At 58.6% G+C, this 24,539-nt stretch carries 33 protein-coding genes and 3 tRNA genes; 28 read left to right on the top strand and 8 right to left on the bottom strand.

Annotated elements, in window-relative coordinates:
• Positions 1–32: 32 nt before the first annotated feature.
• Complete coding sequence (locus tag IEV40_RS10445) at positions 33–839, bottom strand: SDR family NAD(P)-dependent oxidoreductase (RefSeq protein WP_188421411.1); 807 nt, start codon at positions 837–839, stop codon at positions 33–35.
• Positions 840–999: 160 nt separating this feature from the next.
• Here IEV40_RS10445 and IEV40_RS10440 point away from each other — a divergent pair, with 160 nt between their 5' ends.
• Complete coding sequence (locus IEV40_RS10440; RefSeq protein WP_188421409.1) at positions 1,000–1,938, top strand: GlxA family transcriptional regulator; 939 nt, start codon at positions 1,000–1,002, stop codon at positions 1,936–1,938.
• A 29-nt stretch (positions 1,939–1,967) separates the two neighbouring features.
• On the opposite strand, the gene glmU is transcribed toward IEV40_RS10440, so the two are convergent.
• Positions 1,968–3,335 (bottom strand): bifunctional UDP-N-acetylglucosamine diphosphorylase/glucosamine-1-phosphate N-acetyltransferase GlmU, encoded by a 1,368-nt coding sequence (gene glmU, locus IEV40_RS10435; RefSeq protein ID WP_188421407.1) that lies wholly within the window; start codon positions 3,333–3,335, stop codon positions 1,968–1,970.
• An 18-nt stretch (positions 3,336–3,353) separates the two neighbouring features.
• Here glmU and IEV40_RS10430 point away from each other — a divergent pair, with 18 nt between their 5' ends.
• On the top strand, positions 3,354–4,250 hold the full coding sequence (locus IEV40_RS10430; protein ID WP_188421405.1) for a DUF6279 family lipoprotein: 897 nt from the start codon (positions 3,354–3,356) through the stop codon (positions 4,248–4,250).
• 24 nt (positions 4,251–4,274) lie between these two features.
• On the opposite strand, the gene IEV40_RS10425 is transcribed toward IEV40_RS10430, so the two are convergent.
• Entirely contained in the window at positions 4,275–5,045 is a 771-nt protein-coding gene (locus IEV40_RS10425; RefSeq protein WP_188421403.1) for a helix-turn-helix transcriptional regulator, read from the bottom strand.
• 131 nt (positions 5,046–5,176) lie between these two features.
• Between IEV40_RS10425 and IEV40_RS10420 the strand changes: the two genes are divergently transcribed.
• Entirely contained in the window at positions 5,177–5,938 is a 762-nt protein-coding gene (locus IEV40_RS10420) for a class I SAM-dependent methyltransferase (RefSeq protein ID WP_188421401.1), read from the top strand.
• A gap of 126 nt (positions 5,939–6,064) precedes the next feature.
• Positions 6,065–6,445, top strand: a complete 381-nt coding sequence (locus IEV40_RS10415) for a DUF1090 domain-containing protein (protein WP_188421399.1) — start codon at positions 6,065–6,067, stop codon at positions 6,443–6,445.
• Positions 6,446–6,519: 74 nt separating this feature from the next.
• On the opposite strand, the gene IEV40_RS10410 is transcribed toward IEV40_RS10415, so the two are convergent.
• From IEV40_RS10410 to IEV40_RS10395, 4 genes are all read right to left on the bottom strand, one after another.
• Positions 6,520–6,840, bottom strand: coding sequence for a DMT family transporter (locus IEV40_RS10410; RefSeq protein WP_188421397.1), 321 nt, complete (start codon positions 6,838–6,840; stop codon positions 6,520–6,522).
• A 117-nt stretch (positions 6,841–6,957) separates the two neighbouring features.
• On the bottom strand, positions 6,958–7,911 hold the full coding sequence (ttcA, locus tag IEV40_RS10405; RefSeq protein ID WP_188421395.1) for a tRNA 2-thiocytidine(32) synthetase TtcA: 954 nt from the start codon (positions 7,909–7,911) through the stop codon (positions 6,958–6,960).
• Positions 7,912–7,913: 2 nt separating this feature from the next.
• Positions 7,914–8,309, bottom strand: coding sequence for a dihydroneopterin aldolase (locus tag IEV40_RS10400; RefSeq protein WP_188421393.1), 396 nt, complete (start codon positions 8,307–8,309; stop codon positions 7,914–7,916).
• 26 nt (positions 8,310–8,335) lie between these two features.
• A complete protein-coding gene (locus tag IEV40_RS10395; RefSeq protein ID WP_188421391.1) occupies positions 8,336–9,112 on the bottom strand; it encodes an SDR family oxidoreductase in 777 nt (258 codons plus the stop codon).
• Positions 9,113–9,212: 100 nt separating this feature from the next.
• Between IEV40_RS10395 and IEV40_RS10390 the strand changes: the two genes are divergently transcribed.
• The 5 genes from IEV40_RS10390 (at position 9,213) to IEV40_RS10370 (ending at position 14,333) form a co-directional block, all read left to right on the top strand.
• Positions 9,213–10,379 (top strand): class I SAM-dependent methyltransferase, encoded by a 1,167-nt coding sequence (locus IEV40_RS10390; protein WP_188421388.1) that lies wholly within the window; start codon positions 9,213–9,215, stop codon positions 10,377–10,379.
• Positions 10,380–10,433: 54 nt separating this feature from the next.
• Positions 10,434–10,628 carry a DUF2905 domain-containing protein gene (locus IEV40_RS10385; RefSeq protein WP_188421386.1) on the top strand — a complete coding sequence of 65 codons (195 nt, stop codon included), beginning with the start codon at positions 10,434–10,436 and terminating at the stop codon, positions 10,626–10,628.
• A 25-nt stretch (positions 10,629–10,653) separates the two neighbouring features.
• Positions 10,654–10,863 (top strand): DUF2905 domain-containing protein, encoded by a 210-nt coding sequence (locus IEV40_RS10380; protein ID WP_188421384.1) that lies wholly within the window; start codon positions 10,654–10,656, stop codon positions 10,861–10,863.
• A 158-nt stretch (positions 10,864–11,021) separates the two neighbouring features.
• Positions 11,022–12,353 (top strand): hemolysin family protein, encoded by a 1,332-nt coding sequence (locus tag IEV40_RS10375; protein WP_188421382.1) that lies wholly within the window; start codon positions 11,022–11,024, stop codon positions 12,351–12,353.
• A 309-nt stretch (positions 12,354–12,662) separates the two neighbouring features.
• Entirely contained in the window at positions 12,663–14,333 is a 1,671-nt protein-coding gene (locus tag IEV40_RS10370; protein WP_188421379.1) for a tetratricopeptide repeat-containing response regulator, read from the top strand.
• A gap of 2 nt (positions 14,334–14,335) precedes the next feature.
• Here IEV40_RS10370 and arsC read toward each other — a convergent pair whose 3' ends face one another.
• On the bottom strand, positions 14,336–14,707 hold the full coding sequence (gene arsC / locus IEV40_RS10365) for an arsenate reductase (glutaredoxin) (protein ID WP_188421377.1): 372 nt from the start codon (positions 14,705–14,707) through the stop codon (positions 14,336–14,338).
• A gap of 190 nt (positions 14,708–14,897) precedes the next feature.
• Here arsC and IEV40_RS10360 point away from each other — a divergent pair, with 190 nt between their 5' ends.
• The 19 genes from IEV40_RS10360 (at position 14,898) to rplE (ending at position 24,536) form a co-directional block, all read left to right on the top strand.
• The gene (locus tag IEV40_RS10360) at positions 14,898–15,971 is read left to right on the top strand and encodes a gamma-glutamyl-gamma-aminobutyrate hydrolase family protein (protein ID WP_188421375.1); all 1,074 of its coding nucleotides are present in this window, start codon (positions 14,898–14,900) and stop codon (positions 15,969–15,971) included.
• Positions 15,972–16,100: 129 nt separating this feature from the next.
• Positions 16,101–16,186 (top strand) — tRNA-Tyr (locus IEV40_RS10355).
• A gap of 59 nt (positions 16,187–16,245) precedes the next feature.
• Positions 16,246–16,319 (top strand) — tRNA-Gly (locus IEV40_RS10350).
• 43 nt (positions 16,320–16,362) lie between these two features.
• Positions 16,363–16,437, top strand: a tRNA-Thr gene (locus IEV40_RS10345).
• Positions 16,438–16,551: 114 nt separating this feature from the next.
• The gene (gene tuf / locus IEV40_RS10340) at positions 16,552–17,742 is read left to right on the top strand and encodes an elongation factor Tu (RefSeq protein ID WP_188421373.1); all 1,191 of its coding nucleotides are present in this window, start codon (positions 16,552–16,554) and stop codon (positions 17,740–17,742) included.
• 80 nt (positions 17,743–17,822) lie between these two features.
• Positions 17,823–18,155 (top strand): 30S ribosomal protein S10, encoded by a 333-nt coding sequence (gene rpsJ / locus IEV40_RS10335; RefSeq protein WP_188421371.1) that lies wholly within the window; start codon positions 17,823–17,825, stop codon positions 18,153–18,155.
• A gap of 198 nt (positions 18,156–18,353) precedes the next feature.
• On the top strand, positions 18,354–19,016 hold the full coding sequence (gene rplC / locus IEV40_RS10330) for a 50S ribosomal protein L3 (protein ID WP_188421369.1): 663 nt from the start codon (positions 18,354–18,356) through the stop codon (positions 19,014–19,016).
• 3 nt (positions 19,017–19,019) lie between these two features.
• Complete coding sequence (gene rplD, locus IEV40_RS10325) at positions 19,020–19,640, top strand: 50S ribosomal protein L4 (protein WP_188421367.1); 621 nt, start codon at positions 19,020–19,022, stop codon at positions 19,638–19,640.
• On the top strand, positions 19,637–19,954 hold the full coding sequence (rplW, locus tag IEV40_RS10320) for a 50S ribosomal protein L23 (protein WP_188421365.1): 318 nt from the start codon (positions 19,637–19,639) through the stop codon (positions 19,952–19,954). Before rplD ends, rplW begins: the two co-directional genes overlap by 4 nt.
• The gene (gene rplB / locus IEV40_RS10315; RefSeq protein ID WP_188421363.1) at positions 19,954–20,781 is read left to right on the top strand and encodes a 50S ribosomal protein L2; all 828 of its coding nucleotides are present in this window, start codon (positions 19,954–19,956) and stop codon (positions 20,779–20,781) included. Before rplW ends, rplB begins: the two co-directional genes overlap by 1 nt.
• Before the next feature lie 9 nt (positions 20,782–20,790).
• A complete protein-coding gene (gene rpsS, locus IEV40_RS10310; protein ID WP_186911225.1) occupies positions 20,791–21,066 on the top strand; it encodes a 30S ribosomal protein S19 in 276 nt (91 codons plus the stop codon).
• On the top strand, positions 21,063–21,395 hold the full coding sequence (rplV, locus tag IEV40_RS10305) for a 50S ribosomal protein L22 (RefSeq protein WP_188422352.1): 333 nt from the start codon (positions 21,063–21,065) through the stop codon (positions 21,393–21,395). Before rpsS ends, rplV begins: the two co-directional genes overlap by 4 nt.
• Positions 21,396–21,404: 9 nt before the next feature.
• Positions 21,405–22,187 carry a 30S ribosomal protein S3 gene (gene rpsC, locus IEV40_RS10300; RefSeq protein WP_188421361.1) on the top strand — a complete coding sequence of 261 codons (783 nt, stop codon included), beginning with the start codon at positions 21,405–21,407 and terminating at the stop codon, positions 22,185–22,187.
• 2 nt (positions 22,188–22,189) lie between these two features.
• Positions 22,190–22,609, top strand: coding sequence for a 50S ribosomal protein L16 (gene rplP, locus IEV40_RS10295; RefSeq protein ID WP_175624651.1), 420 nt, complete (start codon positions 22,190–22,192; stop codon positions 22,607–22,609).
• 12 nt (positions 22,610–22,621) lie between these two features.
• A complete protein-coding gene (gene rpmC / locus IEV40_RS10290; protein WP_188421359.1) occupies positions 22,622–22,813 on the top strand; it encodes a 50S ribosomal protein L29 in 192 nt (63 codons plus the stop codon).
• Positions 22,813–23,085 (top strand): 30S ribosomal protein S17, encoded by a 273-nt coding sequence (gene rpsQ / locus IEV40_RS10285; protein WP_188421357.1) that lies wholly within the window; start codon positions 22,813–22,815, stop codon positions 23,083–23,085. Before rpmC ends, rpsQ begins: the two co-directional genes overlap by 1 nt.
• A gap of 212 nt (positions 23,086–23,297) precedes the next feature.
• Complete coding sequence (gene rplN / locus IEV40_RS10280; RefSeq protein WP_188381164.1) at positions 23,298–23,666, top strand: 50S ribosomal protein L14; 369 nt, start codon at positions 23,298–23,300, stop codon at positions 23,664–23,666.
• Between the two features lie 9 nt (positions 23,667–23,675).
• Positions 23,676–23,990, top strand: coding sequence for a 50S ribosomal protein L24 (rplX, locus tag IEV40_RS10275; protein ID WP_188422350.1), 315 nt, complete (start codon positions 23,676–23,678; stop codon positions 23,988–23,990).
• Positions 23,991–23,996: 6 nt separating this feature from the next.
• A complete protein-coding gene (gene rplE, locus IEV40_RS10270) occupies positions 23,997–24,536 on the top strand; it encodes a 50S ribosomal protein L5 (protein WP_188421355.1) in 540 nt (179 codons plus the stop codon).
• Positions 24,537–24,539 lie beyond the last annotated feature (3 nt).

Genomic DNA, 24,539 nt, shown 5'->3' with positions numbered 1-24,539 from the left:
GTGACGGCATGTGAAACATTTCGTTTGCGCGTTCAGGCAACTGCTTTCGTGCGGTACCGTTCTGCCGCATGCGTGCGCGACAGATTGGGCATCATCTTCTGGCGGGCTGCTTCATAGGCTTGCCAGTCGGCGATGTCCGGCAATGCAGGGATTGTGACCAGTTCGCCCTGATCGAGACCGGCCAATGCCGCGTCGACCATTTCTTCCGTTTTCATCACCCATTCCTGCGGCAGCTGTTCGATGGCGACGCCGGCGGCTTCCCAGAAGTTGGTCGCCGTCGCGCCTGGTGCAACGACTTGCACACGAATGTTTTTGTCTTTCAACTCGTGATGCAGCGATTGGCTGAATGCCAGCACGAATGCCTTGGAGCCACTGTAGACGCCGTTCAGGACTTCCGGCGTGATGGCGGCAATGGATGAAATATTGATGACGGTGCCTTTGCCGCGCGCGACCATGCCGGGAACCGCGGCGTAGGTCAGGCGTACCAGCGAAGTGACGTTCAGGTCGATCATCGCCTGCATGTCTTCCGGATTGGCGGCCAGCAGCGGCGTGGCGCTGCCGACGCCGGCATTGTTGACCAGTGCGGTGATGCTGGAATCGGCGCGCAACGCTTGCTCGACGCGCGCCAGATCGGCTTTGTTGTTGAGATCGGCGGCGATCACTTCTACGGTGCGCCCCGTTTTGTCGGCCAGATCGCGTGCCAGTGCATCGAGGCGCTGGCGATTGCGGGCGACAAGAATCAGGTTGTAGCCACGGCGGGCGAGGCGGTCTGCATAGAGGGCGCCGATGCCCGACGATGCGCCGGTGACGACGGCGGTGCCCATATTGGTTTGCGTCATGATGATTTTCCTTGGTTCCAGTGGTGTGCTTGCCGGGATGGCTTGCTGCTGGAAATCAGAATAGGGGCGCTTGCGTTTGACGTAAATGTCATATATACAGCTTTTTGAGACATTGCAATATCGTGGAATTGCCGTGTCCTGCATGTTGAAAGGCACCCTTATGCAAACCATCGGTTTCGTTGTTTATCCCGGATTCCAGGTCATGAGCCTGTCAACCGTCGCTGTTTTTGAAACGGCTAATCACGTTGCCGGTGAGGACGTTTATCGTGTTGCACTATTGTCCGAACATGGCGGGCTGGTGCCGACTTCTGCCGGGTTCTCCATCGATACCGCGCCGTTCGGCAATCGCCGTTTCGATACGGTGATGATCGGCGCCGGCATGGAGATCACGCCATCGACGCCGGGCTTGCTGGATTTCGTGCGCAAGGCGATGAAGACATCGCGCCGTGTTGCGGCTCCGTGCACAGGCGCTTTCGTGCTGGCGGAAGCCGGCCTGCTGGACGGCAAGCGGGCAACCACGCATTGGGCATTCGCGCGTACCTTGCAGAAGGACTATCCGCGACTGAAGGTCGAGGAAGACCGCATCTTCATCATCGATGGTCAGACGTGGACCTCGGCCGGCATGACTGCCAGCATCGATCTGGCGCTGGCGATGGTGGAAAAGGATCTCGGTGCGGAGGTCGCGCGTGAAGTGGCGCGCAAGCTGGTTGTATATCACCGCCGTGCCGGCGGGCAATCGCAGTTTTCGGCATTGCTCGAACTGGAACCGAAATCGGACCGCATCCAGAAAGTGCTGGATTACGCGAAGAAGAATCTGAAGAATGCGTTATCGGTCGATGAGCTGGCGGCTGTCGCCAGTCTGAGTCCGCGCCAGTTCAGCCGTGCCTTTACCGAAGAAACCGGACAGTCCCCGGCCAAGGCGATTGAACATCTGCGGGTGGAAGCGGCGCGCCTGATGATGGAGCAGGGCCGCTTGCCGATGGATACGATTGCCAATGAAACCGGGTTTGCCGATCGTGAGCGGATGCGGCGGGCATTCTTGCGCGTCTTGCATCAGCCGCCGCAGGCCGTGCGCCGCAATGCGCGTGTAGCTGCCTGAGCGAATCCGAGCAGGCTTGCGAGAAGAATTTATTTTTTCTTGACCGGCCGCTGCCAGTTGTCGACGGTAACCTGCTTCGCACGTGATACGGTCAGCTTGTCGGCCGGCGCATCCTTGGTCAGCGTGGTGCCGGCACCCAGCGTTGCGCCGCGGCCGACGCGGATCGGTGCGATCAGTTGCGTGGCGCTGCCGACGAATACGTCGTCTTCGATCACGGTGCGCGATTTGTTGACGCCGTCGTAGTTGCAGGTGATGGTGCCGGCGCCGAGATTGACGCGCGAGCCGACGGTGGAGTCGCCGACGTAGGTCAGATGATTGGCCTTGCTGTGTGCGGCGATTTCGCTGTTCTTCACTTCGACGAAATTGCCGATGTGCACATCCTCGGCCAGCACGGTGCCAGGACGCAGCCGCGCGAACGGGCCGATGATGCAGTCGTCGCCCACCACGGCGTTTTCGAAATGGCTGTACGGACGCACGTGCACGTTCGTGCCGATCTTCGTATTCGCCACCACGCAGTAGGCATCGATGCGCACGCCGTCGGCCAGTTCCACATTGCCTTCGAATACGCAGCCGACATCGATCGAGACGTCGCGGCCGCAGGTCAGCGAACCGCGCACGTCGAGGCGGGCGGGGTCCGCCAGCGTCACGCCGCGTTCGAGCAATGCATGGGCGATATTGCGTTGATGCGTGCGTTCCAGTTCGGCCAGTTGCACCTTGCTGTTGACGCCGTGGGTTTCCCACACGTGATCGGGTTGTGCCGAGACGACCTTGACGCCGTCGGCCACAGCCTGGGCGACGATGTCCGTCAGGTAATACTCGCCTTGCGCATTGTTGTTGGACAGTTTGGTCAGCCACGTTTTCAGTTGCCGGGTCGGTGCGACGATGATGCCGGTGTTCACTTCGCGGATGGCGCGCTCGTCGGCGCTGGCGTCCTTCTGCTCGACGATGCGAACGATGTTTCCCTTGCCGTTCTTGCCGTCGCGCACGATACGGCCGTAGCCGGTCGGGTCGTCCATGTTGACTGTGAGAATGCCCAACTTATCGCGGCCGGCCGTGTCCAACAGGCGTTGCAGCGAAGCGGCAGTCGTCAGCGGCACATCGCCGTACAGGATCAGTGTCGGTACATCGTCGTCCAGATGCGGCACGGCCTGCATGACGGCATGGCCGGTTCCCAGTTGCGGTTCCTGTTTGGCGAATTGCAGATCCTTGGCCTGCAGCAATTGCGGCACCTGTTCACCGCCATGACCGTAGATCACGCACAACTTTTGCGGCGACAGCGTGCGCGCAGTATCGATGACGTGCGACAACAACGGCTTGCCGGCAAGGAAGTGAAGGACTTTCGGTAGCGCGGATTGCATGCGCTTTCCCATGCCGGCGGCGAGGATGACGATGTTCATAGGAAACCAATGAAAAGAATGCAAAAGTTTATCATGCGGCCGGATCGTTTCTGGATGCAAAAACTGTGCATTGCCGGCCTGGCGCTGTTGTTATTTGCGTGCAGCGCGGCGCGCATGGGCTATAACAACGGCGAGCTTGTTTCATACTGGTGGCTGGATAGTTATGTCGACTTCGAGAACGATCAGAAACCCTGGGTCAAACAACATATAAGCACGCTGTTTGACTGGCATCGCAAGACGCAGCTGCGCGATTACGTGCAATTCGTATCGCGTATCCAGCATCGCGATCTTTCAACCGCCAGGCCGGCGGATCTGCTGAACGACTACAACGAAGGCAAGGCACGCATCCTGCGCATCGCCGACCGCGCCGCGCCGGAACTGGCCGACCTGGCGTTGTCGTTGACCCCGGCTCAGATCGCCAATGTCGAGCAGAAGTTCACGCGGAACAGCAACAAGTTCCGCAAGGAATATCTGTCTGGCGATACGGACGAGCGCCAGAAATTTCGTTACAGGAAAATGATGAAGCAGGCCGAATACTGGTTCGGCAACTTCGATCGGGATCAGGAAATACGGTTACGTGCATTGTCCGATGCGCGACCGTTGAACAATGAAATGTTGCTGGCCGAACGTCTGCAGCGCCAGCAGGAATTGCTCGCGTTGCTGCGGAAAATCCATGCGGAACGGCCGTCGCGCAACGAGGCGGCAGCGATGATCCGCAAATACATTACCGATACCGTCGACCGCTTCGGCGATCCGGAGCGGCAGAAGTTTGCCGAGGCGAGCAATCAGGCCAATGCGGCGCTGGTGGCGCAAATGATGCGCATGGCGACGCCGGAACAGCGGCGGCATTTCGTCAATACATTGCAGGACTGGATCGGCGATTTCAACCGTCTGTCGGCGCAGGCGCGTTCCTGATCACGTTCTGGATCACGTTTCTGATCAAGCAGGCAGCAGCATGACGAGCTTGTGGCCGCGGCTCGATGCCACATTGAACGTCACTTGTTCGTAGCGCAGCTCGCCTTTCTTCGGATGCCGGAACTGCCGCAATCCGCCGTCGCGGCCGACTACCTGTTGCGAATTCCATAGACGATCGAATTCTTCGCTGCCTTGTCGCAGTTGTTCGATCATGCCGGCCAGCGGCTCTTCGTCCGTCGCCTTGCCGCAATCGGCGCGAAATTCCGCCACCAATCGTTGCGCGCGTTCGGGCCAGTTCGTGATCAGCGTGCGTGCCCCCGGCGACAGGAATGTGAACTGCAGCAGATTCGGTTGCGGCACCTGTTTTGTGCGCTTGTCCAGCCAGCCGGTGAACAGGGTTGCCGCCGGCTTGTTCCATGCGACGACATCCCATTGGCGATCCAGCATGTAGGCAGGCACATCGATGGCACCGACGATGGCATTCGCATCGATCGCCGCGCGTTCGGTTGCGGGTTCGCGCGGATCCAGCCGGTCGGCCAGACGGAACAGGTAGGCGCGTTCGGCCGGCGTCAGCCGCATCACATCGGCCAGCTTGTCCAGCACCTTCACCGAGGCGGAAACCGGCCGACCCTGTTCCAGCCACGTGAGCCAGGTCGGGCTGACGCCGCATAACTGCGCCAGTTCTTCGCGCCGCAGGCCCGGCGTGCGGCGTGATCCGGTCACGTGCAGGCCGATGTCCTGCGGCTTGATGTGTTCGCGGTGTGTGCGGATGAAGCTGCCGAGCTTGCTGTGCATGGTGCTGCACTCCATGAAAAATCGGGATGCGGGTTCTGTCTGGCACAAAACATACCAGGATGTTTTGTTATCTTGTTACAGGATGAATGATTGCATATTCTGGCCTCACCCTCATGCAACCGGAGAGCAACATGAAGCAAACGGCAGTGGCAGCAAAACAATTCGGCGAAACGGCATCGGCCTATCTGACCAGCACTGTGCATGCGCAGGGCGAAGACCTGAAGCGGCTGCAAACCATCGTCGGAGGGCAGTCGATAGCGAAGGTGCTCGATCTCGGATGCGGCGGCGGCCATGTCAGTTTTGCGGTGGCGCCGTCGGTGGCTTCCGTGGTCGCCTGCGATCTGTCGGTGCAGATGCTGGAGGTGGTTGCGGCGGCGGCGCAGCAGCGCGGCTTGTCGAACATCGTTACCCAACAGGCGCAGGCGGAAAAATTGCCTTTCGACGATGCGTCGTTCGATATCGTGATCACACGTTTTTCCGCGCATCATTGGTACGATGTGCCGGCCGGATTGCGCGAAGCGCATCGCGTACTCAAGACAGGCGGCAGGATGATCGTCATCGATATCGTCGCGCCCGAACAGCCGTTGCTCGATACGATGCTGCAGTCGGTGGAGATATTGCGCGATGCGTCGCATGTACGGGACTATCGCATCTCCGAATGGTCGGCGATGTTGCGTGCCGTCGGTTTTGCTACACAGGATGCGGTGCAGCAGTGGCGGTTGAAGATGGTGTTCGCCGACTGGATCGCACGCATGCGTACGCCGGCAGAGCGCGTGACGGCCATACGCAGCCTGTTCGATGGTGCATCGGAAGAGGTGCGCCACCACTTTGCGGTGGAGTCCGATCATTCCTTCACGATCGATTCAGCCTTTTTCGAGGCAGTGAAGTCCTGAAGAAGAAATGAAGACTGGTTTGCGTGTGCGGATTGCGTGAGTGGTTCTGGCGCTAGAATGGCATGCCAAGTTTATATTTTCAGCCGCTTGTCGGCATAACCTGAAGCAATGACGAAGGAGAAATCCATGAAGCGATTTGCCATTCTGTTGCTGTTGTCTTCCGTATCTGCGTTTTCCGTTGCGGACAATGCGGCGAATTCCTGTGAGGAAAAGCGCGCAGATATCCTGGAGCAGATCGATCACGCCAGGCAGAATGGAAATGACAAGCGCGTCGCCGGCCTGAACAAGGCCTTGCGTGAGCAGGAAGCAAACTGTTCGCCGGCATCGCTGCGCAAGGCGCGCGAGAAAGATGTCGCCGAAGTGCGCGAGAAGCTGGCCGAACGCGAACGTGAGTTGCAGGAAGCCAGGGCGGAGGGCAAGGATGCCGGCAAGCTGGCCAAGCGCGAAGCCAAGGTGAAGGAAGCGCAGGATGAATTGCAGCGCGCACAGAAAGCGCTGGGCGAATAGTTGGCGCGGTTGAATGGTGTACAAAAAAGGCAGGTGTCGTTTCGACCACCTGCCTTTTCTTTTTCAATGCTGCATCAATGCGGCGTGGCGAGTTTCATCAATACCAGGCCGCTGACGATCAGGACGACGGCGACCATGCGCAATGCCGTCAACGGTTCGCCCAGTACCGTAACGCCGACCACAAACGCGCCGACGGCGCCGATGCCTGTCCAGATCGTATAGGCGGTGCCAAGTGGCAGCGTGCGCATCGCTAGCGCCAGCAACCAGAAGCTGGCAATCATGGCGACGAGGGTAATGGCGGTGGGGCCGAGGCGGGTGAAGCCGGCGGATTGCTTCATGCTCCATGCCCAGACGACTTCGAGCAAACCGGCGATCAACAGATAGATCCAGGACATTTCATTTCTCCAAACGGGTCGTCCCGGACAGTGGCAAAGGCGGGAGGTCGTCCACCCGCCTGGAAATTTTACTACTTGCTGTTGCTGTTTTGTCGTTGCTTCGTCGTTGCTTAGTCGCTATTCGTCCGCATGCAGCTTGATGACGCCGACTTGCGTAGCGGTGGTCGCGCACGGCTCTTCGTCGAATGCGATATCGCCGTTTGCCATCGCTTCGCCGGTCGGTTTCAGATCGGCGAATCCGAACAGATCGCGATCCATCAGGTGCGACGGCACGACGGTGGACAGCGACGCGAAGATGTTGTCGACGCGCCCCGGATGTTTTTTCTCCCATTCGCGCAGCATGTTCTTGATCTGCTTGCGCTGCAAGTTTTCCTGGCTGCCGCACAGATCGCACGGGATGATCGGGAAATCCTTCACCTGCGCATAGCGTTCGGTATCGGCTTCCTTCACGTAGGCCAGCGGACGGATCACGATGTGGCGCCCGTCGTCCGACTGCAGCTTGGGCGGCATGCCCTTGATCTTGGCGCCGAAGAACATGTTGAGGAAAAAGGTTTCCATGATGTCGTCGCGGTGATGGCCGAGCGCGATCTTGGTCGCGCCCAGTTCGTCGGCCACGCGATACAGGATGCCGCGGCGCAGGCGCGAGCATAGCGAGCAGGTCGTCTTGCCTTCCGGGATCAGGCGCTTGACGATGCTGTAGGTGTCCTGGTTCTCGATGTGGAACGGAATGCCGAGCTTTTCCAGATAGGCCGGTAGCACATCGGCCGGGAAGTTCGGCTGCTTCTGGTCGAGGTTGACGGCGACGATCTCGAAGTTGATCGGCGCGCGTTCGCGCAGCGTCATCAGAATGTCGAGCAAGGCGTAGCTGTCCTTGCCGCCGGACAGGCAGACCATCACGCGGTCGCCTTCCTCGATCATGTTGAAATCGCCGATCGCCTGGCCGACCTGGCGGCACAGCCGCTTGTGCAGCTTGTTGTTTTCGTAGGCGATCTTTTCGGCCTGCTTCGCCGTCGGCGGTGCAGCTTTTTCTGTTGCGTGCGGCGCTGCGAACTGCAATGCGGTGTCGGACATGTTCAGTCCTCCTTGATGCGGAATACTTCGACGCCGACCGATTGGCAATCCGGATAGACGTCGGGTTTTTCGGTGGAGACGCGCGCGGCGCGTACTTTCGGATGCGCGAGCATCGCCTTGATGACATCGTCGCACAGCGTTTCCTGCAGATGGATATGGCCTTCAGCCATGCGCTTGGCGATAGTCGAGCGCATGAAGTCGTAGTCCACCACTTCCTCCAGCAAATCGTGCGTCGGCGTCGATTCATTCAGCGGAATGAACAGGTCGACGTTGATCAGCACGCGCTGCTCACCCTTCTTTTCGAAGTCGTGTACGCCGATGTTGATCTGTACTTCGTAGTCGCGCAGGAACAGGCGGCGGCAATTGGCGAGGCTGGGATGAAAGAGGAAGGAATTCATGATTGTGGGTTGAGACGGAAAAAGGATCAGCCGGCGACGAACATCACGTCGCGCGGCAGGGAAATCAGGTGCTGGCCGCCGTCGACGACCAGCGTGGTGCCGGTGATGGCCGGCGATTCGGCGACGAAGCAGACTGCGGCGGCGATGTCGTCCGGCGTGCTGGAGCGGCCCAGCGGCGTCGCTTGATGTGCTTGCGCGAAGCCGGCTTCGGTCTGGTTGCCGGATACCAGTGTGATGCCGGGCGCGACGCCGACCACGCGCACCTTCGGCGCCAGCGCCTGCGCCAGCATCGTCGTGGCGCTGTGCAGCGCGGCTTTCGACAAGGTGTACGACAGGAAGTCGGGATTCAGGTTGTACAGCTTCTGGTCCAGCAGGTTGATCGTGACGGCTTGCGCGTCTTCCGGTGTCGCCGCGTGCAGCGCTTGCGCCAGCAGAACCGGGGCCAGCAGATTGGCATGCATGTGCGCATCCAGCGAGGCGCGTGAAATATCCTGCACTGTGTCGTAGTCGAAGCGCGAAGCATTGTTGATGACGCACGAGATAGGGCCCAGCAACGATGATGCGCGACGCAGCAGCGTGCGCACGGCTGTTTCATCGGCCAGATCGCACGACAGCGCAACGGCGCGCCGGCCCAGCGCTTCGATCTCGCCGACGACATCCCGCGCGGCATCGGCCGAACGGTGGTAATGCACGACGACGTCCCAGCCGCGCTGTGCCAGCGCGAGCGCAATCGTGCGGCCGATGCGCCGGGCGGCGCCGGTCACCAGTACGGTCTTTCTGGAAGCGTTCGACTGTGCGGACATGATCGTTTCGGTTGTGCCGGAATTTTTGTGCCGGGTGTAACGGTTGCGTCGGATTCGCCGGATTCAGATTATTTGCGCCGATTTCTCTACAATACGCGCCATGCAAGCCCACGCCCATTTACCAGAACCCTCGCCGGACGCGCTCGCTGCGTCGCAAGCCCTGAAGCATCTGATCGTCGACGAGATCCGCCGCCATGACGGCTGGATTCCGTTTTCGCGTTACATGGAATTGACGCTGTATGCGCCGGACCTCGGCTATTACAGCGGCGGCGCGGCCAAACTCGGCAAAGACGGTGATTTTACAACCGCGCCGGAGATGACGCCGCTTTTCGGCGCCACGCTGGCGCATCCGATCGGCGAACTGATGGCGCAGAGTGCGCCGCACATCCTGGAATTCGGTGCCGGCACCGGCAAGCTGGCAGCTGACATCCTTGCCGAATGTGCAACGGCCGGTATCGCGGTCGAAAGTTACGCGATTGTCGATTTGTCCGGCGAATTGCGCGCGCGCCAGCAGGAAAGGCTGGCCGCTTATCCGCAGGTGACGTGGCTGGATGCGATGCCGCGGGCGTTTTCCGGCGTGGTGGTTGGCAACGAAGTGCTGGACGCGATGCCGGTGTCGCTGGTGGCGAAGGGCGAACAGGGCTGGCGGGAACGCGGCGTGGCGTGGCGCGACGACCGCTTCGTCTTCGAGGACCGCGATTGCGATGCGGCGTTGCTGGCGCAGATTCCGGATGCGGATGCGCTGCCGGTCGGCTATGTCACCGAAGTGCATCCGGTTGCGGCAGGCTTCATGCGTTCGCTGGCTGGCATGTTCGACGCCGGTTATGCACAATCCGGCCGTGGCGGTGCGGCGATCCTGATCGACTACGGCTTTCCGGGGCATGAATACTATCTGGACCAGCGCAGCACCGGCACGCTGATGTGCCACTATCGGCATCATGCGCATGGCGATCCGTTCTATCTGCCGGGACTGCAGGATTTGACCGCGCACATCGATTTCACGGCGATGGCGCACGCGGCGGTGCAGGGCGGGCTGGACATGATCGGCTACATGAGCCAGGCCGGCTTCCTGTTGTCGGCCGGGCTGGCCGATCGCTTGCTGGGAACGGCACCGGAAAACGTGCAGGCTTATCTGCCGCAATCCAACGCGGTACAGAAATTGACGTCGCCGGCCGAAATGGGCGAGCTGTTCAAGGTGCTGGCGGTCGGCAAGGCGGTGGAATTGCCGGATCGCTTCGACCGTGCCGATCGGAGCTGGCGTCTCTGACGCGCTGTCTGTCGGACGGCGCATCAATCACATGGTTTCCCCTGAAAGGCGGTCATGGTCCGCTGGTTTCTTGTTATCTTTATAGCCGTCATCGTGTTCTCCGCTGCGTTGCCGTGGCTGGAAAAACTCGGCATCGGCCGCCTGCCGGGCGACCTGCGCTTCCGCTTGTTCGGAAAAACGCTGTTCCTGCCGTTCGCATCGACGGTGCTGCTGTCGTTGCTGGCCTTGTTGCTGGCGCGCCTGCTGTGACGGCGCGATTCGTCATGGAGGAAGAATGATTCGCTGGGTTGCCGCGATTTTTGTCGGGCTGACGGTGTTTTACGCGTTATTGCCCTGGATACTGGAAAAAGTGGGCGTCGGCCGCATCATCGGCGATGTACGTATCGATCTGGGACGACTGAAGCTGGTGCTGCCTTTCGGCTCGACGGTGCTGTGGTCGGCGGTCGTCTTTTTGATCGCCGAAGCAGTGAAACGATTCTGGTGAGGGCGTTTTGCAGGAAATGGCGCGTTTAAAAATGTCATGTTTTAGCGGGGATTTAAACCGGATTTCGTCAGTTTTGCTGCGTGATCGCATGCGGATGTTATGATTCCAATCCTTTCAACAGCAGGGCAGGCGGGTCCAAACCGTCGGTTCCCTTCGTAGTGGACATATTTATCATCATCGGCCTGATTCTCGTCAATGGCGTATTCGCCATGTCGGAAATCGCCATCGTTACCTCCAAACGCATTCGTCTCCAGAAACTCTCCGAAAACGGCAGCCGCGGCGCCAAGGCAGCGCTCGATCTGTCGGAGAGCCCCAGCCGCTTCCTCTCCACGATCCAGGTCGGCATCACGCTGATCGGCATTTTCAACGGTGCGTTCGGTGAAGCTTCGCTGGTCGAAAAATTAACGCCGGAAATCGCGCTGATCCCGGTCCTGACCGTCTATGCGCGCGAAATCGCGCTGGGCATCGTGGTTGTCGGCATCACGTTCGGTTCGCTGATTCTGGGTGAACTGGTTCCCAAGCGCATCGCGATGCAGTATCCCGAAACGATCGCCTCGCTGGTCGCCGCGCCGATGTTGTGGCTGTCGCGTCTGATGGCACCGTTCGTCAAGGTGCTGACGTTCACCACCGAATTCGTGCTGCGCATCCTCGGCATGCATCACAAGAAGGACGATGCGGTCACCGAGGAAGAAATCACCGGCCTGTTCCGCGAAGGTGCCGATGCCGGCCTGTTCGAAAAGACCGAGCACGACATCGTGTCGCGCGCGCTGCGGCTGGATGACCAGCGTGTCGGCAGCCTGATGACGCCGCGCATGGACATTCATTACATCGACATCGAAGATCCGATCGAAACCAATCTGGCGAAGATTGCCGACAGCTCGTACAGCCGTTTCCCGGTTTGCAAGAGCGATCTGTCGCACATCATCGGCATCGTGCACGCCGGCAGCCTGTTCGATCAGGCGATCCACGGCAAGGCGATCACGGCGGTCGATATCGAAGCTGCCGCACGTCCGCCGCTGTTCGTGCCGGAAACCATCAGCGCGATGCAACTGCTGGAAACGCTGAAGAAGAACCGCGCTGAACTGGCGCTGGTGATCGACGAGTACGGCGAGATCGAGGGCGTCGTCACGCTGAGCGACGTGCTGGGTGCGCTGGTGGGCGATGTTTCGGTGATCGACGAGCATCATGAAGTCGATGGCGTGCAACGCGACGACGGTTCGTGGCTGATCGACGGCGGCATGTCGTTCGATCGTTTCCGCGAACTGTTGCAGACGGAAGTGCGCTTCCCGGAAGAGGCGGCCGGCACCTATCACACGCTGGCCGGTTTCGTGATGACCTTCCTCGGCCATATTCCGCAAATGTCCGACAGTTTCGAGTGGGAAGGCTATCGTTTCGAAGTGGTGGACATGGATCGCAACCGTATTGATCGCCTGCTGGTCACACAGTTGGAGACGCCGGCCGAAGAGCCGGCTGCGAAAGTGGAAGCCTGAACCAGGTAGTCTTGCGGAAAACGACGGGCCGGCTTGCCGGCCCGTTTCATTTTGTCTTGACGATTCGGGCAGGTGGCAAGTGTCCACGCATTGTGCGAGGCTGAGATTTTTGCGATGTGCGCCGGATAGCTGGATGCATCGATCGGTTCGAAGGCCGGCTGCGACTGCCGGGCAGCTTGTTTTTGCATCAACGAAAGCACAGCTTGCGCATCAAAATACAACGGCATTCTTGCAAAGAATTTCCGTGCGGTAATATTCTGCATGGGGAGCAACCGCTTTCCACTGCTCTCTCGTCATCGGTTTTACATCATGCAAGAACTCGCCGGACTTACCGCTCTGATCATCGAACCGCATGCAGGCATGCGCGCCAGCATCCACAACATGCTGAGCTCGAGCGGCATGACCAGGATCGAATATGCCGCCAGCGCCAGCAGCGCGATTCGCCCGTTGAAGGGCAAGGCATTCGATCTGGTCGTCTGCGAATACGATCTGGGCGAAGGGCAGGACGGCCAGCAACTGCTGGAAGACCTGCGCCACAACAAACTCATTCCGCCTTCCACCGTTTTCATCATGGTGACGGCCGAGCGCAACCACGAAAAAGTCGTCAGCGCCGCCGAACTGATGCTCAACGACTATGTGCTGAAGCCGTTCACCGCCGAGATGCTGCTCGAACGCATTGCCAAGGCCATCGACAAGCGTGATGCGCTGACGCCGATTCACCAGATGATCGATCACGGCGGCTTGAACGAAGCGATCGAAGCCTGCGAGGTTGGCGAGCACACACATCCGCGCCACCAGGCGGACTTCATGCGTCTGCGGGCCGAGGTGCATATGATGCTGGGTGAGCTGGACGAAGCCGAAGCGCTGTATTCGGAATTGTTCGCGAAGCGCTCCATCGCTTGGGCGCGGCTTGGTCTGGCGACCACGCTGTTCATGCAGAATCGCCTGGCCGAAGCCGAAGACATGTTGCAGACGCTGGTCGATGAAAAGCGGCAATTCCTTGAAGCCTACGACTGGCTGGCGCGTACGCAGGAAGCGATGGGCCGGATGAGGCAGGCGCAGCAGACACTGGAAAATGCCGTGCATCGTTCGCCGTATGCGTTGCAGAGGTTGCGCCGGCTCGGCTGCGTGGCGCTGGAAACGGGCGACACCGATACTGCGCATCGCGTCTTCCAGCAAGTGGTCGCGAAGGCGCGGTTTTCGGAATTTCGCGAACCGGAAGATCATGTGCGGCTGGTCGAGACATCGATCGGCAAGGGCGAGTTGAAACTGGTGACATCGGCGATCCGCGAGCTGGCGAAATCGCTTGCCAATGTCCGCAAGACGCCGGCTTGCCGCGCGCTGGCGACGGCGATGCTGCACAAGCACAATGGCGATACGGAACAGGCGATCGAAGAACTGGAAGCGGCGATTGCCGCCTGCCGTGAACCGATCGGCATGTCCAACGACACGAAAATTACCCTGGCGCGCAATTGCCTGCAGAGCGGGCTGGAACAGGGCGCCGTCGAGGTGATGACGGCAGTGGTGGGCAATGCATCGAATAGCACGGCGGTATCACGTGCGATGCATGTATTCCGCGAAGCTGGGCGCGACGATCTCGCCAAGCGCGTCGCGCGGGAGAGCAAGAGCCAGGTTGTCGATCTGGTTGCGGCCGGTGCTGAAAAGGCGCGGCTGGGCGACTATCACGGCGCCGTGGCATTGATGTCGGAAGCGGCGGCCAAGTTGCCGGAGAATCCGCAGGTCGTCTTCAATGCGGCGGTCGCTGTGCTCAAGTGTCTGGACAGTACGGGCTGGGATGCGCAGCTTGGCGAACTGGCGCGCGACTATATTGCCAATGCGCGCCGCCTCGATCCGCGCAATCCGCGGCTTTCGCTGTTGACCAGCATGTATCGCGACATTTTGAAGAAATACGAAATCACGCGCGCCTACAAGCTGATTCCGCGTGTGCCGCCGGCCGAATCGGTCAGCTGGTCGGCCTAGTTTCAGCCCGCTTGCAGGATGCGCTCGACAAGCTCCGGCGGGCGGGCGATGACGGCGCGTTCATTGAAGCAGACGATGGGGCGTTGCAACAAGCCGGGATGTGCTGCCAGGGCGTCCAGCAGCGTATCGTCGTCAGCCTCGGCGAGCTGTAGTTCGGTGAAGGCGGTTTCACCATCGCGCACCATGTCGCGTACGGAGACGACACTTTCGGATTGCAGCAGACGGTGCAATTCCACCAGTTGCGCGCGCGTCGGCGGCGTCTTCTGATAATCGACGACCTGCAGATCGAAGCCGTGTCGTTCTGCGAAGGTTGTTGCCAGTTCGAGGGCGCCGCGGGATTTCGAGCAGCGCGGATTGTGATAGATGGTCAGCATGATCGGTCGGCAATGAAGAAAATGTGTGTCGCATTATGCCGTTTTCGGCATGCACGCGTTTGCTGCGACGGCGGATTTTTCTATAATCGACAGGCCGGTTCCGATCGCGATTTATGCAACGAAGCGGGCAAGCGCGGATAATTTGGCGAAAGCGGTTGTCTATCCCTGTTCCAGAATCTGAAGCGAAGCCATGTCCGATCAATCCGATATCAATCTGCCCCCCGTTCCCCCTGCCACTCCGGATGCGCGTCCCACTGCGGATCCGCTGCCGCCCGACCTGCCGACTGCATCGTCAGCTGCGCCGCCGACAGCGGCCGAAGATTCTGCTGCCGCCTCTAGCGCACCGTTCGTTCCCAGCGCCAAGCTGGAATTCAACCGGGATGGCACGCCGGCCTATCAGGCGCCGGACGATACGCCATGGAAGCATGTATGGCGCGTGTTTTCGGCGCGCATGCAAAGCCTGTCCGATCAGGCCGGTCGACGGCTGACGCAGCGCACGCTGAAGATCGGCGTCTCCGCGCGCATCTTCCATCCTGAAGCCGGTGCCAGGGGTTTGCAGGCGAAGACCTTGCAATACCTGGAAGAATCGATCGCGCAATGGGTAATGTCGCGTGACGTGCTGGTCTTGATGATCCCGACCGTCAATACCAACGGCATGCTGCATCCGAGCAAGATTCGCCTGCGCGACTACGCCAAGCATCTGGACGGCTTGGTATTGCAGGGCGGTGCCGACGTCGCGCCGCAGACCTATTCGCAAACGCCGACGCGCCCCGAATGGATAGGCGACAGTGCGCGCGACATGTACGAACTGGAGCTGCTGCACGAGTTCATCGAGGCCGGCAAGCCGGTGCTCGGCGTTTGTCGGGGTTGTCAACTGATCAATGTCGCCTTCGGCGGTACGCTGTATCAGGATATTGCGACCGACGTGCCGGATGCGATGCCGCATGTGAACGATTTGTACGACAGTCATCGCCATGCGATCAGCTTCCCGCCCGGCTCTTCGCTTGGGGCCTTGTTCGAATCCAATGCCGCGCCGCTGGTCAACTCCATCCATCACCAGGCTGTGCGGGACCTGGGGCGTGATCTGGTGGTCGAGGCCATCTCCGAAGACGGTATTGTTGAAGCGGTGCGCCACGCGAAATCGCGGTTCGTGATGGGTTTGCAGTGGCATCCGGAATTCCATCGTGCTGGCGGTGCGGAGCTGCTGGATTGCACGCCGATTCTCGACAATTTCCTGCGCGCGGCACGCGAAACGCGGTTTTGACCGGTTTCCGCCAGTCGGCGGGAACATCCGCTGCCGCATCTTCATTTTCATGCTGCAAAAATAAGTCTGCCAAACCCTTTCTTTTGTTGACAAAGGGCGATCACTCACATATAGTTTGGGGTTCCCCGCGGAGGGGTGGCCGAGTGGTTAAAGGCAGCAGACTGTAAATCTGCCCTCTTACGAGTACGCTGGTTCGAATCCAGCCCCCTCCACCAAGATGTACGCGGGAAAAGAATTGAAGCAGCAGGTTTGTTTGGCGAAGCAGGTAGCCCTCGCGGGTGTAGCTCAATGGTAGAGCTGAAGCCTTCCAAGCTTAAGACGAGGGTTCGATTCCCTTCACCCGCTCCAGTTTTCAAGTCGGACGCGCACAGTTGGCGCGGGCGGCAGGTAAGCCCTTGTAGCTCAGTGGTAGAGCACTCCCTTGGTAAGGGAGAGGCCACGTGTTCAATCCACGTCAAGGGCACCAAAGCATTTCGTTGCAAGGCGTTTCGTTGTTTTCGCGGTTGCGGTTTCAGTTTTAAACAAGCAGTCGGTCGGGCGTGTGCCTGAACATTCTCATCAAAATTGTTAGGAGTTCAAGATGGCAAAAGGCAAATTCGAGCGGACGAAGCCGCACGTGAATGTGGGCACGATCGGTCACGTTGACCATGGCAAGACGACGCTGACGGCGGCGATTGCGACGGTGTTGTCGGCGAAGTTCGGTGGCGAAGCGAAGAAATACGACGAGATCGACGCTGCGCCGGAAGAGAAGGCGCGTGGCATTACGATCAACACCGCGCACGTCGAATACGAAACTGCGAACCGTCACTACGCCCACGTTGACTGCCCAGGCCACGCCGACTACGTCAAGAACATGATCACTGGCGCTGCGCAGATGGACGGCGCAATCCTGGTCTGCTCCGCAGCCGACGGCCCAATGCCGCAAACGCGTGAGCACATCCTGCTGTCGCGTCAGGTCGGCGTGCCGTACATCATCGTCTTCCTGAACAAGGCAGACATGGTCGACGACGCAGAACTGCTGGAACTGGTCGAAATGGAAGTGCGCGAGCTCCTCTCCAAATACGAATTCCCGGGCGACGACCTGCCAATCATCAAAGGTTCGGCCAAGCTGGCCCTGGAAGGCGACAAAGGCCCGCTGGGCGAGCAAGCCATCCTGGCCCTGGCAGAAGCACTGGACACCTACATCCCGACGCCGGAACGTGCTGTTGACGGTACCTTCCTGCTGCCGGTCGAAGACGTGTTCTCGATCTCCGGTCGCGGCACCGTTGTGACCGGTCGTGTCGAACGCGGCATCGTCAAGGTCGGCGAAGAGATCGAAATCGTCGGTATCCGCGATACGCAAAAAACCACCTGCACCGGCGTCGAAATGTTCCGCAAGCTGCTCGACCAAGGTCAGGCAGGCGACAACGTCGGCGTGCTGCTGCGCGGCACCAAGCGTGAAGACGTCGAGCGTGGTCAGGTTCTGGCCAAGCCGGGTTCGATCAAGCCGCACAAGCACTTCACGGGCGAGATCTATGTGTTGTCGAAAGACGAAGGTGGTCGTCACACCCCGTTCTTCAACAACTACCGTCCGCAGTTCTACTTCCGTACGACGGACGTGACGGGTTCGATCGAACTGCCGAAGGACAAGGAAATGGTCATGCCGGGCGACAACGTGTCGATCACGGTGCAACTGATCAACCCGATCGCAATGGAAGAAGGTCTGCGCTTCGCCATCCGTGAAGGCGGTCGTACCGTCGGCGCCGGTGTCGTCGCTAAGATCATGGACTAAGTAACAAGTTGATGGTAACCAACGTTGCCGTCGTTCATGCTGCGGGTTTCGGCCCGCGGCTCGCTCTTTAAGGAAAAATCATGTCAACAGCATCGAAGTCTGCTCCGAACCAGAAGATCCGTATCCGCCTGAAGGCATTCGACTATCGTCTGATCGATCAATCCGCACTGGAAATCGTCGATACCGCCAAGCGTACCGGCGCTGTCGTCAAGGGCCCGGTTCCTCTGCCGACCCGTATTCAGCGTTTCGACGTTCTGCGTTCGCCGCACGTCAACAAGACCTCGCGTGACCAGTTCGAAATCCGTACGCACGTTCGCCTGATGGACATCGTGGATCCGACCGACAAAACGGTCGACGCCTTGATGAAACTGGATTTGCCGGCTGGCGTAGACGTGGAAATCAAACTGCAATAACCGGTTTGAAATACGCGGAGTTGTTTTTTCGCAGCAATCGGGACTGAAAGCGGCACTCTTTGATTTGGGTATTGTAGAAGTCCCGATCGACGGTTATAATGGCCGGCTTCGCCGAGGATTCCTTTTTTGGAGTCCTTTGGTTGTTTGTAGTTTTAAATACATCAGCCCCGCCCAATCGTAGGCGGGAATGGAGAAAAAATGAACCAAAACCAAGGCCTCTTGGGTCGCAAGGTTGGGATGATGCGCATCTTCACGGATGACGGGGATTCGATCCCTGTGACCGTGCTCGACGTGTCGAACAATCGCGTGACGCAAATCAAAACGCCTGACACCGATGGCTATTCGGCTGTCCAGGTTGCATTCGGCGCCCGCCGTGCTTCCCGTGTCAACAAGGCTGCTGCCGGTCACTTCGCCAAGGCTGGCGTCGAAGCCGGCACAATGCTCAAAGAATTCCGTATCGCTGCTGAAGCTGCCGCCGCCCTGAAGGTTGGTGACGCGCTGTCCGTCAGCCTGTTCGAAGTTGGCCAAAAGGTCGACGTCCAGGGTGTGACGATTGGTAAAGGCTATGCCGGTACCATCAAGCGTTACAACTTCGGCTCCGGTCGCGCTACCCACGGTAACTCGCGTTCCCACAATGTTCCTGGCTCCATCGGTATGGCGCAGGATCCGGGTCGCGTTTTCCCGGGCAAGCGCATGACGGGTCACATGGGTGACGTTACCCGCACCACGCAAAATCTGGAAATCGCTCGCATTGATGCTGAGCGCCAGTTGTTGCTGGTCAGGGGTGCAGTTCCGGGTGCAAAGAACGGCCAAGTGGTCGTGTCCCCGGCTGTCAAAGTCAAAGCAAAGAAAGGGGCTTAATCCATGGAACTCAAGCTCCTGAATGATCAAGGTCAAGCTGCATCGAACGTTGCTGCGCCGGATACGATTTTCGGTCGCGACTACAACGAAGCGCTGATCCACCAGATCGTCGTCGCTTACCAGGCGAATGCGCGTAGCGGCAATCGCAAGCAGAAGGATCGTGAAGAAGTCGCGCACACGACCAAGAAGCCTTGGCGTCAAAAAGGTACGGGCCGTGCTCGTGCCGGTATGTCGTCCTCGCCTCTGTGGCGTGGCGGCGGTCGCATCTTCCCGAATTCGCCAGATGAAAACTTCTCGCACAAAGTCAACAAGAAGATGTATCGCGCAGGTGTCTGCTCGATTCTGTCTCAGCTGGCTCGCGAAGGTCGTCTGTCCGTGATCGAGAGTCTGTCTGTCGATGCGCCGAAAACTAAATTGCTGGCCCAGAAGCTGAAAGGCATGGGTCTGGATTCGGTTCTGGTCATTACCGACAACCTCGATGAAAACCTGTTGTTGGCCGCCCGCAACCTGCCGAACGTGCTGGTTTGCGAGCCGCGCCACGCCGATCCGGTTTCGCTCGTGTTCTACAAGAAAGTGCTGATCACGAAGCCGGCTCTGGCCAAGATTGAGGAGATGCTGGCATGAGCGCCGTACAGAAATTCAGCGATGAGCGCCTGATGAAGGTGCTGCTCGCGCCGGTCATTTCCGAGAAGGCAACTTTTGTTGCCGAGAAAAACGAACAAGTTGTTTTCCTGGTCGCTCCGGACGCAACCAAGCCTGAAATCAAGGCAGCGGTTGAAATGCTGTTCAAGGTCCAGGTGGAATCGGTTCAGGTCGCCAACCGCATCGGTAAGCAAAAGCGTTCGGGCCGTTTCACTGGTCGTCGTAACCATACCAAGCGCGCGTTCGTGTCCTTGCAGCCTGGTCAGGAAATCAACTTCACCGAGGAGGCTAAATAATGGCACTCGTTAAAGTCAAGCCGACCTCGCCTGGCCGTCGCGGCATGGTCAAGGTCGTCAACAGCGACCTGTATAAAGGCCGTCCGTTTGCCGGTCTGGTGGAGGCGCAATCGAAATCCGCTGGCCGTAACAACAACGGTCACATCACCACGCGTCACATCGGTGGTGGTCATCGTCAGCACTATCGTGTCATCGATTTCAAGCGCAACAAAGATGGTATCCCGGCGAAAGTGGAGCGTATCGAATACGATCCGAACCGTACGGCCAACATCGCGCTGATCCTGTATGCAGACGGCGAGCGTCGCTACATCATCGCGCCGAAGGGTGTTGCTGCTGGCGATCAGTTGATGAGCGGTTCGGAAGCGCCGATCAAGGCTGGTAACTGCCTGCCGATCCGTAATATTCCGGTCGGTACCACGATTCACTGCATCGAAATGCTGCCTGGCAAGGGTGCGCAAATCGCCCGTACGGCTGGTGCCGGTGTTGTGCTGATGGCGCGTGAAGGTACGTACGCGCAGGTTCGCCTGCGTTCCGGTGAAGTTCGCCGCATTCACGTCGAATGCCGTGCAACCATCGGTGAAGTTGGCAATGCCGAACACAGCCTGCGCAAGATCGGTAAGGCTGGTGCAATGCGTTGGCGCGGTATCCGCCCGACCGTTCGTGGTGTTGTCATGAACCCGATCGACCACCCGCACGGTGGTGGTGAGGGCAAGACCGCCGCAGGCCGCCATCCGGTGTCGCCATGGGGCCAGCAGACCAAGGGCAAGAAGACGCGCAGCAACAAGCGCACGACTTCCATGATCGTCTCGCGCCGCGGCAAGAAATAAGGATAAGTCATGACACGTTCATTGAAAAAAGGGCCGTTCTGCGACGCCCACCTGGTGAAAAAAGTCGAAACCGCGCAAGCGAACAAAGACAAGAAGCCGATCAAGACCTGGTCCCGTCGTTCGACGATCATGCCGGATTTCATCGGCCTGACGATCGCGGTGCACAACGGCAAGCAGCACGTGCCGGTGTATGTCTCCGAGAACATGGTTGGTCACAAGCTCGGCGAATTCGCGCTGACCCGTACCTTCAAGGGCCACGCTGCTGACAAGAAGGCGAAGAAATAATGGAAACCAAAGCTATCCTCAAAGGCGTACGCCTGTCGGATCAGAAAGGTCGCCTGGTTGCTGACCAGATCCGTGGCAAGAAAGTTGATGCTGCACTGAACATCCTGCAGTTCAGCCCGAAAAAAGGTGCTGCGATCATCAAGAAGGTGCTGGAATCCGCTATTGCGAATGCCGAGCACAACGATGGTGCTGATATCGACGAACTGTTCGTGAAAACGATCTACGTCGAAAAGGGCCCGATCCTGAAGCGCTTTACTGCTCGTGCAAAAGGCCGCGGTGATCGTATCTCGAAACAATCCTGTCACATCTACGTGACTGTCGGTAATTAAGGAGTCGCGATGGGACAGAAGATACATCCAACCGGTTTCCGCCTCGCGGTTTCGCGTAACTGGGCGTCGCGCTGGTATGCCGGTAATGGCAACTTCGCTTCGATGCTCAACGAAGATCTGCAGGTTCGTGCCTATCTGAAAAAGAAACTGAAGAACGCTTCGGTTGGTCGCGTCGTCATCGAGCGTCCGGCCAAGAATGCGCGCATCACAATTTTCAGTTCGCGTCCTGGCGTCGTTATCGGCAAGAAGGGCGAAGACATCGAAGTGCTGAAGTCGGCGTTGACCAAGATGATGGGCGTGCCTGTGCACGTCAACATCGAAGAAATCCGCAAGCCGGAAGTCGATGCACAACTGATCGCCGATTCGATCGCTCAACAGCTCGAAAAGCGCATCATGTTCCGCCGTGCGATGAAGCGTGCGATGCAGAACGCCATGCGTCTGGGCGCGCAAGGCATCAAGATCATGTCGTCCGGTCGTCTGAACGGCATCGAGATTGCACGTACCGAATGGTATCGCGAAGGCCGTGTGCCTCTGCACACGCTGCGCGCTGATATCGACTACGGTTTTGGTGAAGCAGAAACGACCTACGGCATCATCGGCATCAAGGTCTGGGTTTACAAGGGCGATCGCCTCGCAAGTGGCGAAGCACCGGTTATCGATACGCCGGCTGACGACGACAAGAAGCGTCGTGCGCCACGCCGTGACGATGGAAAACCAGGCAGCCGTCCGGCAGCTAAGCGCGTGCGCGCTAAGAAGTCTGAAGATGCCCCGGCCGAGAAAGCAGGAGAATAATCATGCTGCAACCAGCACGCAGAAAATATCGTAAAGAGCAAAAAGGCCGTAATACCGGTATTTCGCACTCGCGCGGCACGGCTGTGTCGTTCGGCGAATTCGGTCTGAAGGCAGTCGGCCGTGGTCGTATCACCGCTCGCCAGATCGAAGCGGCGCGTCGTGCGATGACTCGTCACATCAAACGTGGCGGCCGTATCTGGATCCGTATCTTCCCGGACAAGCCGATTTCGAACAAGCCGGCCGAAGTCCGTATGGGTAACGGTAAGGGTAATCCGGAATACTACGTGGCTGAAATCCAGCCGGGCAAAATGTTGTACGAGATGGACGGTGTCGACGAGGCGCTGGCACGCGAGGCATTCCGCCTGGCTGCTGCCAAGCTGCCGCTGGCGACGACCTTCGTTGTCCGTCAAGTCGGCCAATAATCGGGAGTGACCATGAAAGCATCTGAACTCCAGGGCAAGGACCAAGCAGCCTTGACCAAAGAACTGAATGATCTGTTGAAGGCACAATTCGGCTTGCGTATGCAGTTGGCTACGCAGCAGTTGAGCAACACGTCGCAACTGAAAAAAGTGCGTCGCGACATCGCTCGTGTCAAAACGGTCATGAACCAGAAGGACGCTAAATAATGAACGATCAGGTAAAGCAAGCGCTCCGCCGCACGCTGGTTGGCAAGGTTGTATCGGACAAGATGGACAAGACCGTGACCGTGCTGATTGAGCACCGTGTCAAGCATCCGCTGTACGGCAAGATCATCATGCGCTCGAAGAAATACCATGCGCATAACGAAGGTAATCAAGCCAAGGCTGGTGACACCGTGGAAATCCAGGAAGGTCGTCCGATTTCGAAGACCAAGGCCTGGAGCGTGACCCGTGTCGTGCAAACGGCACAGATTGTCTAATTAGTTGTTGCAGGCCCGCCATTTCGGTGTGATAATGGCGGGCTTCGTTCCTGGAATTGCGGGAACGGCAGTAGATAGTGCCAAGCAGTAGTAGTAAGTCGAAGTTATTAGCAATCGTCCACCCCATCAGTTCGCTCCTGGTGAACTGCCGGGACCAAGACTGACCGCAAGCGCGTTGTGTGCTGACGGATTAAGTTGGGAAAGAAAACACTATGATTCAAACTGAAAGCCGGCTCGAAGTAGCCGACAACACGGGCGCTCGTGAAGTCCTGTGCATCAAGGTGCTGGGCGGCTCCAAGCGTCGCTATGCAAGCATCGGTGATGTGATCAAGGTCACGGTCAAGGTCGCTGCGCCGCGTGGTCGCGTGAAAAAGGGCGAAATTTACAACGCGGTTGTTGTGCGTACGGCCAAGGGCGTGCGTCGCCAGGACGGTTCCCTGGTTAAGTTCGACGGCAATGCGGCAGTTCTGCTGAATGCAAAACTGGAGCCGATTGGCACGCGTATTTTTGGCCCGGTCACTCGTGAGCTGCGCACCGAGCGCTTCATGAAGATCGTGTCGTTGGCGCCTGAAGTGCTGTAAGGAGTCGTGATGGATAAGATTCGTAAAAACGACGAAGTCATCGTTTTGACCGGTAAGGACAAGGGTAAGCGTGGCGTTGTGCAACGTCGCGTGGACGCCGAGTACGTGGTCGTTGAAGGCGTTAATGTCGCCAAGAAAGCGACCAAGCCGAACCCGATGACGGGTGCAACCGGTGGCATCGTCGATAAGTTGATGCCAATTCATGTGTCGAATGTTGCGTTGTTCAACGCGGCAACCGGCAAGGCAGATCGTGCTGGCTTCAAGGATGTGGATGGCAAGAAAATCCGCGTCTACAAGTCGAACGGCGAAGTTGTGAAGGTTTGATAGATCATGGCCCGTCTCCAACAATTCTATAAAGAAAAAGTCGTTGCCGACTTGACTTCCAAATTCGCCTATAAATCGGTGATGGAAGTGCCGCGCATCCTGAAGGTCACCCTGAACATGGGTCTGTCGGAAGCCGTTGCGGACAAGAAAGTGATTGAGCATGCTGTCGGTGATCTGACCAAGATTGCTGGTCAGAAGCCGGTCGTGACCAAGGCGCGTAAGGCTATCGCGGGTTTCAAGATTCGCGAAGGTTATCCGATCGGTTGCATGGTCACGCTGCGCGGCGCTCAGATGTACGAATTCTTGGATCGCCTGATCACGGTTGCGCTGCCGCGCGTTCGTGACTTCCGTGGTGTGTCCGGTCGTGCATTCGACGGTCGTGGCAACTACAACATCGGTGTGAAAGAGCAGATCATTTTCCCCGAGATCGAGTACGACAAGATTGACGCGTTGCGTGGTATGAACATCAGCATCACGACGACTGCGAAGACCGACGACGAAGCGAAAGCGCTTCTCGCCGCATTTAAATTCCCGTTCAGAAACTGAGGT

The organism is Oxalicibacterium solurbis, from assembly GCF_014635845.1.
In the GTDB taxonomy this organism is placed as follows: Bacteria; Pseudomonadota; Gammaproteobacteria; order Burkholderiales; family Burkholderiaceae_D; genus Oxalicibacterium; species Oxalicibacterium solurbis.
Note: the sequence above shows the minus strand (reverse complement) of the source record. Positions and strands in the feature narration are given on the sequence as shown.

Coding starts and splice junctions, on each gene's coding strand:
- arsC (WP_188421377.1), bottom strand. CDS start 14,707: ATGCTGACCATCTATCACAATCCGCGCTGCTCGAAATCCCGCGGCGCC.
- IEV40_RS10445 (WP_188421411.1), bottom strand. CDS start 839: ATGACGCAAACCAATATGGGCACCGCCGTCGTCACCGGCGCATCGTCG.
- IEV40_RS10380 (WP_188421384.1), top strand. CDS start 10,654: ATGATTCGCTGGGTTGCCGCGATTTTTGTCGGGCTGACGGTGTTTTAC.
- rplX (WP_188422350.1), top strand. CDS start 23,676: ATGGATAAGATTCGTAAAAACGACGAAGTCATCGTTTTGACCGGTAAG.
- IEV40_RS10420 (WP_188421401.1), top strand. CDS start 5,177: ATGAAGCAAACGGCAGTGGCAGCAAAACAATTCGGCGAAACGGCATCG.
- IEV40_RS10410 (WP_188421397.1), bottom strand. CDS start 6,840: ATGTCCTGGATCTATCTGTTGATCGCCGGTTTGCTCGAAGTCGTCTGG.
- rpsQ (WP_188421357.1), top strand. CDS start 22,813: ATGAACGATCAGGTAAAGCAAGCGCTCCGCCGCACGCTGGTTGGCAAG.
- IEV40_RS10440 (WP_188421409.1), top strand. CDS start 1,000: ATGCAAACCATCGGTTTCGTTGTTTATCCCGGATTCCAGGTCATGAGC.
- IEV40_RS10385 (WP_188421386.1), top strand. CDS start 10,434: ATGGTCCGCTGGTTTCTTGTTATCTTTATAGCCGTCATCGTGTTCTCC.
- IEV40_RS10430 (WP_188421405.1), top strand. CDS start 3,354: ATGCAAAAGTTTATCATGCGGCCGGATCGTTTCTGGATGCAAAAACTG.
- rplP (WP_175624651.1), top strand. CDS start 22,190: ATGCTGCAACCAGCACGCAGAAAATATCGTAAAGAGCAAAAAGGCCGT.
- rplE (WP_188421355.1), top strand. CDS start 23,997: ATGGCCCGTCTCCAACAATTCTATAAAGAAAAAGTCGTTGCCGACTTG.
- IEV40_RS10400 (WP_188421393.1), bottom strand. CDS start 8,309: ATGAATTCCTTCCTCTTTCATCCCAGCCTCGCCAATTGCCGCCGCCTG.
- IEV40_RS10425 (WP_188421403.1), bottom strand. CDS start 5,045: ATGCACAGCAAGCTCGGCAGCTTCATCCGCACACACCGCGAACACATC.
- tuf (WP_188421373.1), top strand. CDS start 16,552: ATGGCAAAAGGCAAATTCGAGCGGACGAAGCCGCACGTGAATGTGGGC.
- rpsJ (WP_188421371.1), top strand. CDS start 17,823: ATGTCAACAGCATCGAAGTCTGCTCCGAACCAGAAGATCCGTATCCGC.
- rplD (WP_188421367.1), top strand. CDS start 19,020: ATGGAACTCAAGCTCCTGAATGATCAAGGTCAAGCTGCATCGAACGTT.
- IEV40_RS10360 (WP_188421375.1), top strand. CDS start 14,898: ATGTCCGATCAATCCGATATCAATCTGCCCCCCGTTCCCCCTGCCACT.
- rplB (WP_188421363.1), top strand. CDS start 19,954: ATGGCACTCGTTAAAGTCAAGCCGACCTCGCCTGGCCGTCGCGGCATG.
- IEV40_RS10390 (WP_188421388.1), top strand. CDS start 9,213: ATGCAAGCCCACGCCCATTTACCAGAACCCTCGCCGGACGCGCTCGCT.
- rpmC (WP_188421359.1), top strand. CDS start 22,622: ATGAAAGCATCTGAACTCCAGGGCAAGGACCAAGCAGCCTTGACCAAA.
- IEV40_RS10415 (WP_188421399.1), top strand. CDS start 6,065: ATGAAGCGATTTGCCATTCTGTTGCTGTTGTCTTCCGTATCTGCGTTT.
- rpsC (WP_188421361.1), top strand. CDS start 21,405: ATGGGACAGAAGATACATCCAACCGGTTTCCGCCTCGCGGTTTCGCGT.
- glmU (WP_188421407.1), bottom strand. CDS start 3,335: ATGAACATCGTCATCCTCGCCGCCGGCATGGGAAAGCGCATGCAATCC.
- IEV40_RS10395 (WP_188421391.1), bottom strand. CDS start 9,112: ATGTCCGCACAGTCGAACGCTTCCAGAAAGACCGTACTGGTGACCGGC.
- IEV40_RS10370 (WP_188421379.1), top strand. CDS start 12,663: ATGCAAGAACTCGCCGGACTTACCGCTCTGATCATCGAACCGCATGCA.
- rplW (WP_188421365.1), top strand. CDS start 19,637: ATGAGCGCCGTACAGAAATTCAGCGATGAGCGCCTGATGAAGGTGCTG.
- ttcA (WP_188421395.1), bottom strand. CDS start 7,911: ATGTCCGACACCGCATTGCAGTTCGCAGCGCCGCACGCAACAGAAAAA.
- rplC (WP_188421369.1), top strand. CDS start 18,354: ATGAACCAAAACCAAGGCCTCTTGGGTCGCAAGGTTGGGATGATGCGC.
- rpsS (WP_186911225.1), top strand. CDS start 20,791: ATGACACGTTCATTGAAAAAAGGGCCGTTCTGCGACGCCCACCTGGTG.
- rplN (WP_188381164.1), top strand. CDS start 23,298: ATGATTCAAACTGAAAGCCGGCTCGAAGTAGCCGACAACACGGGCGCT.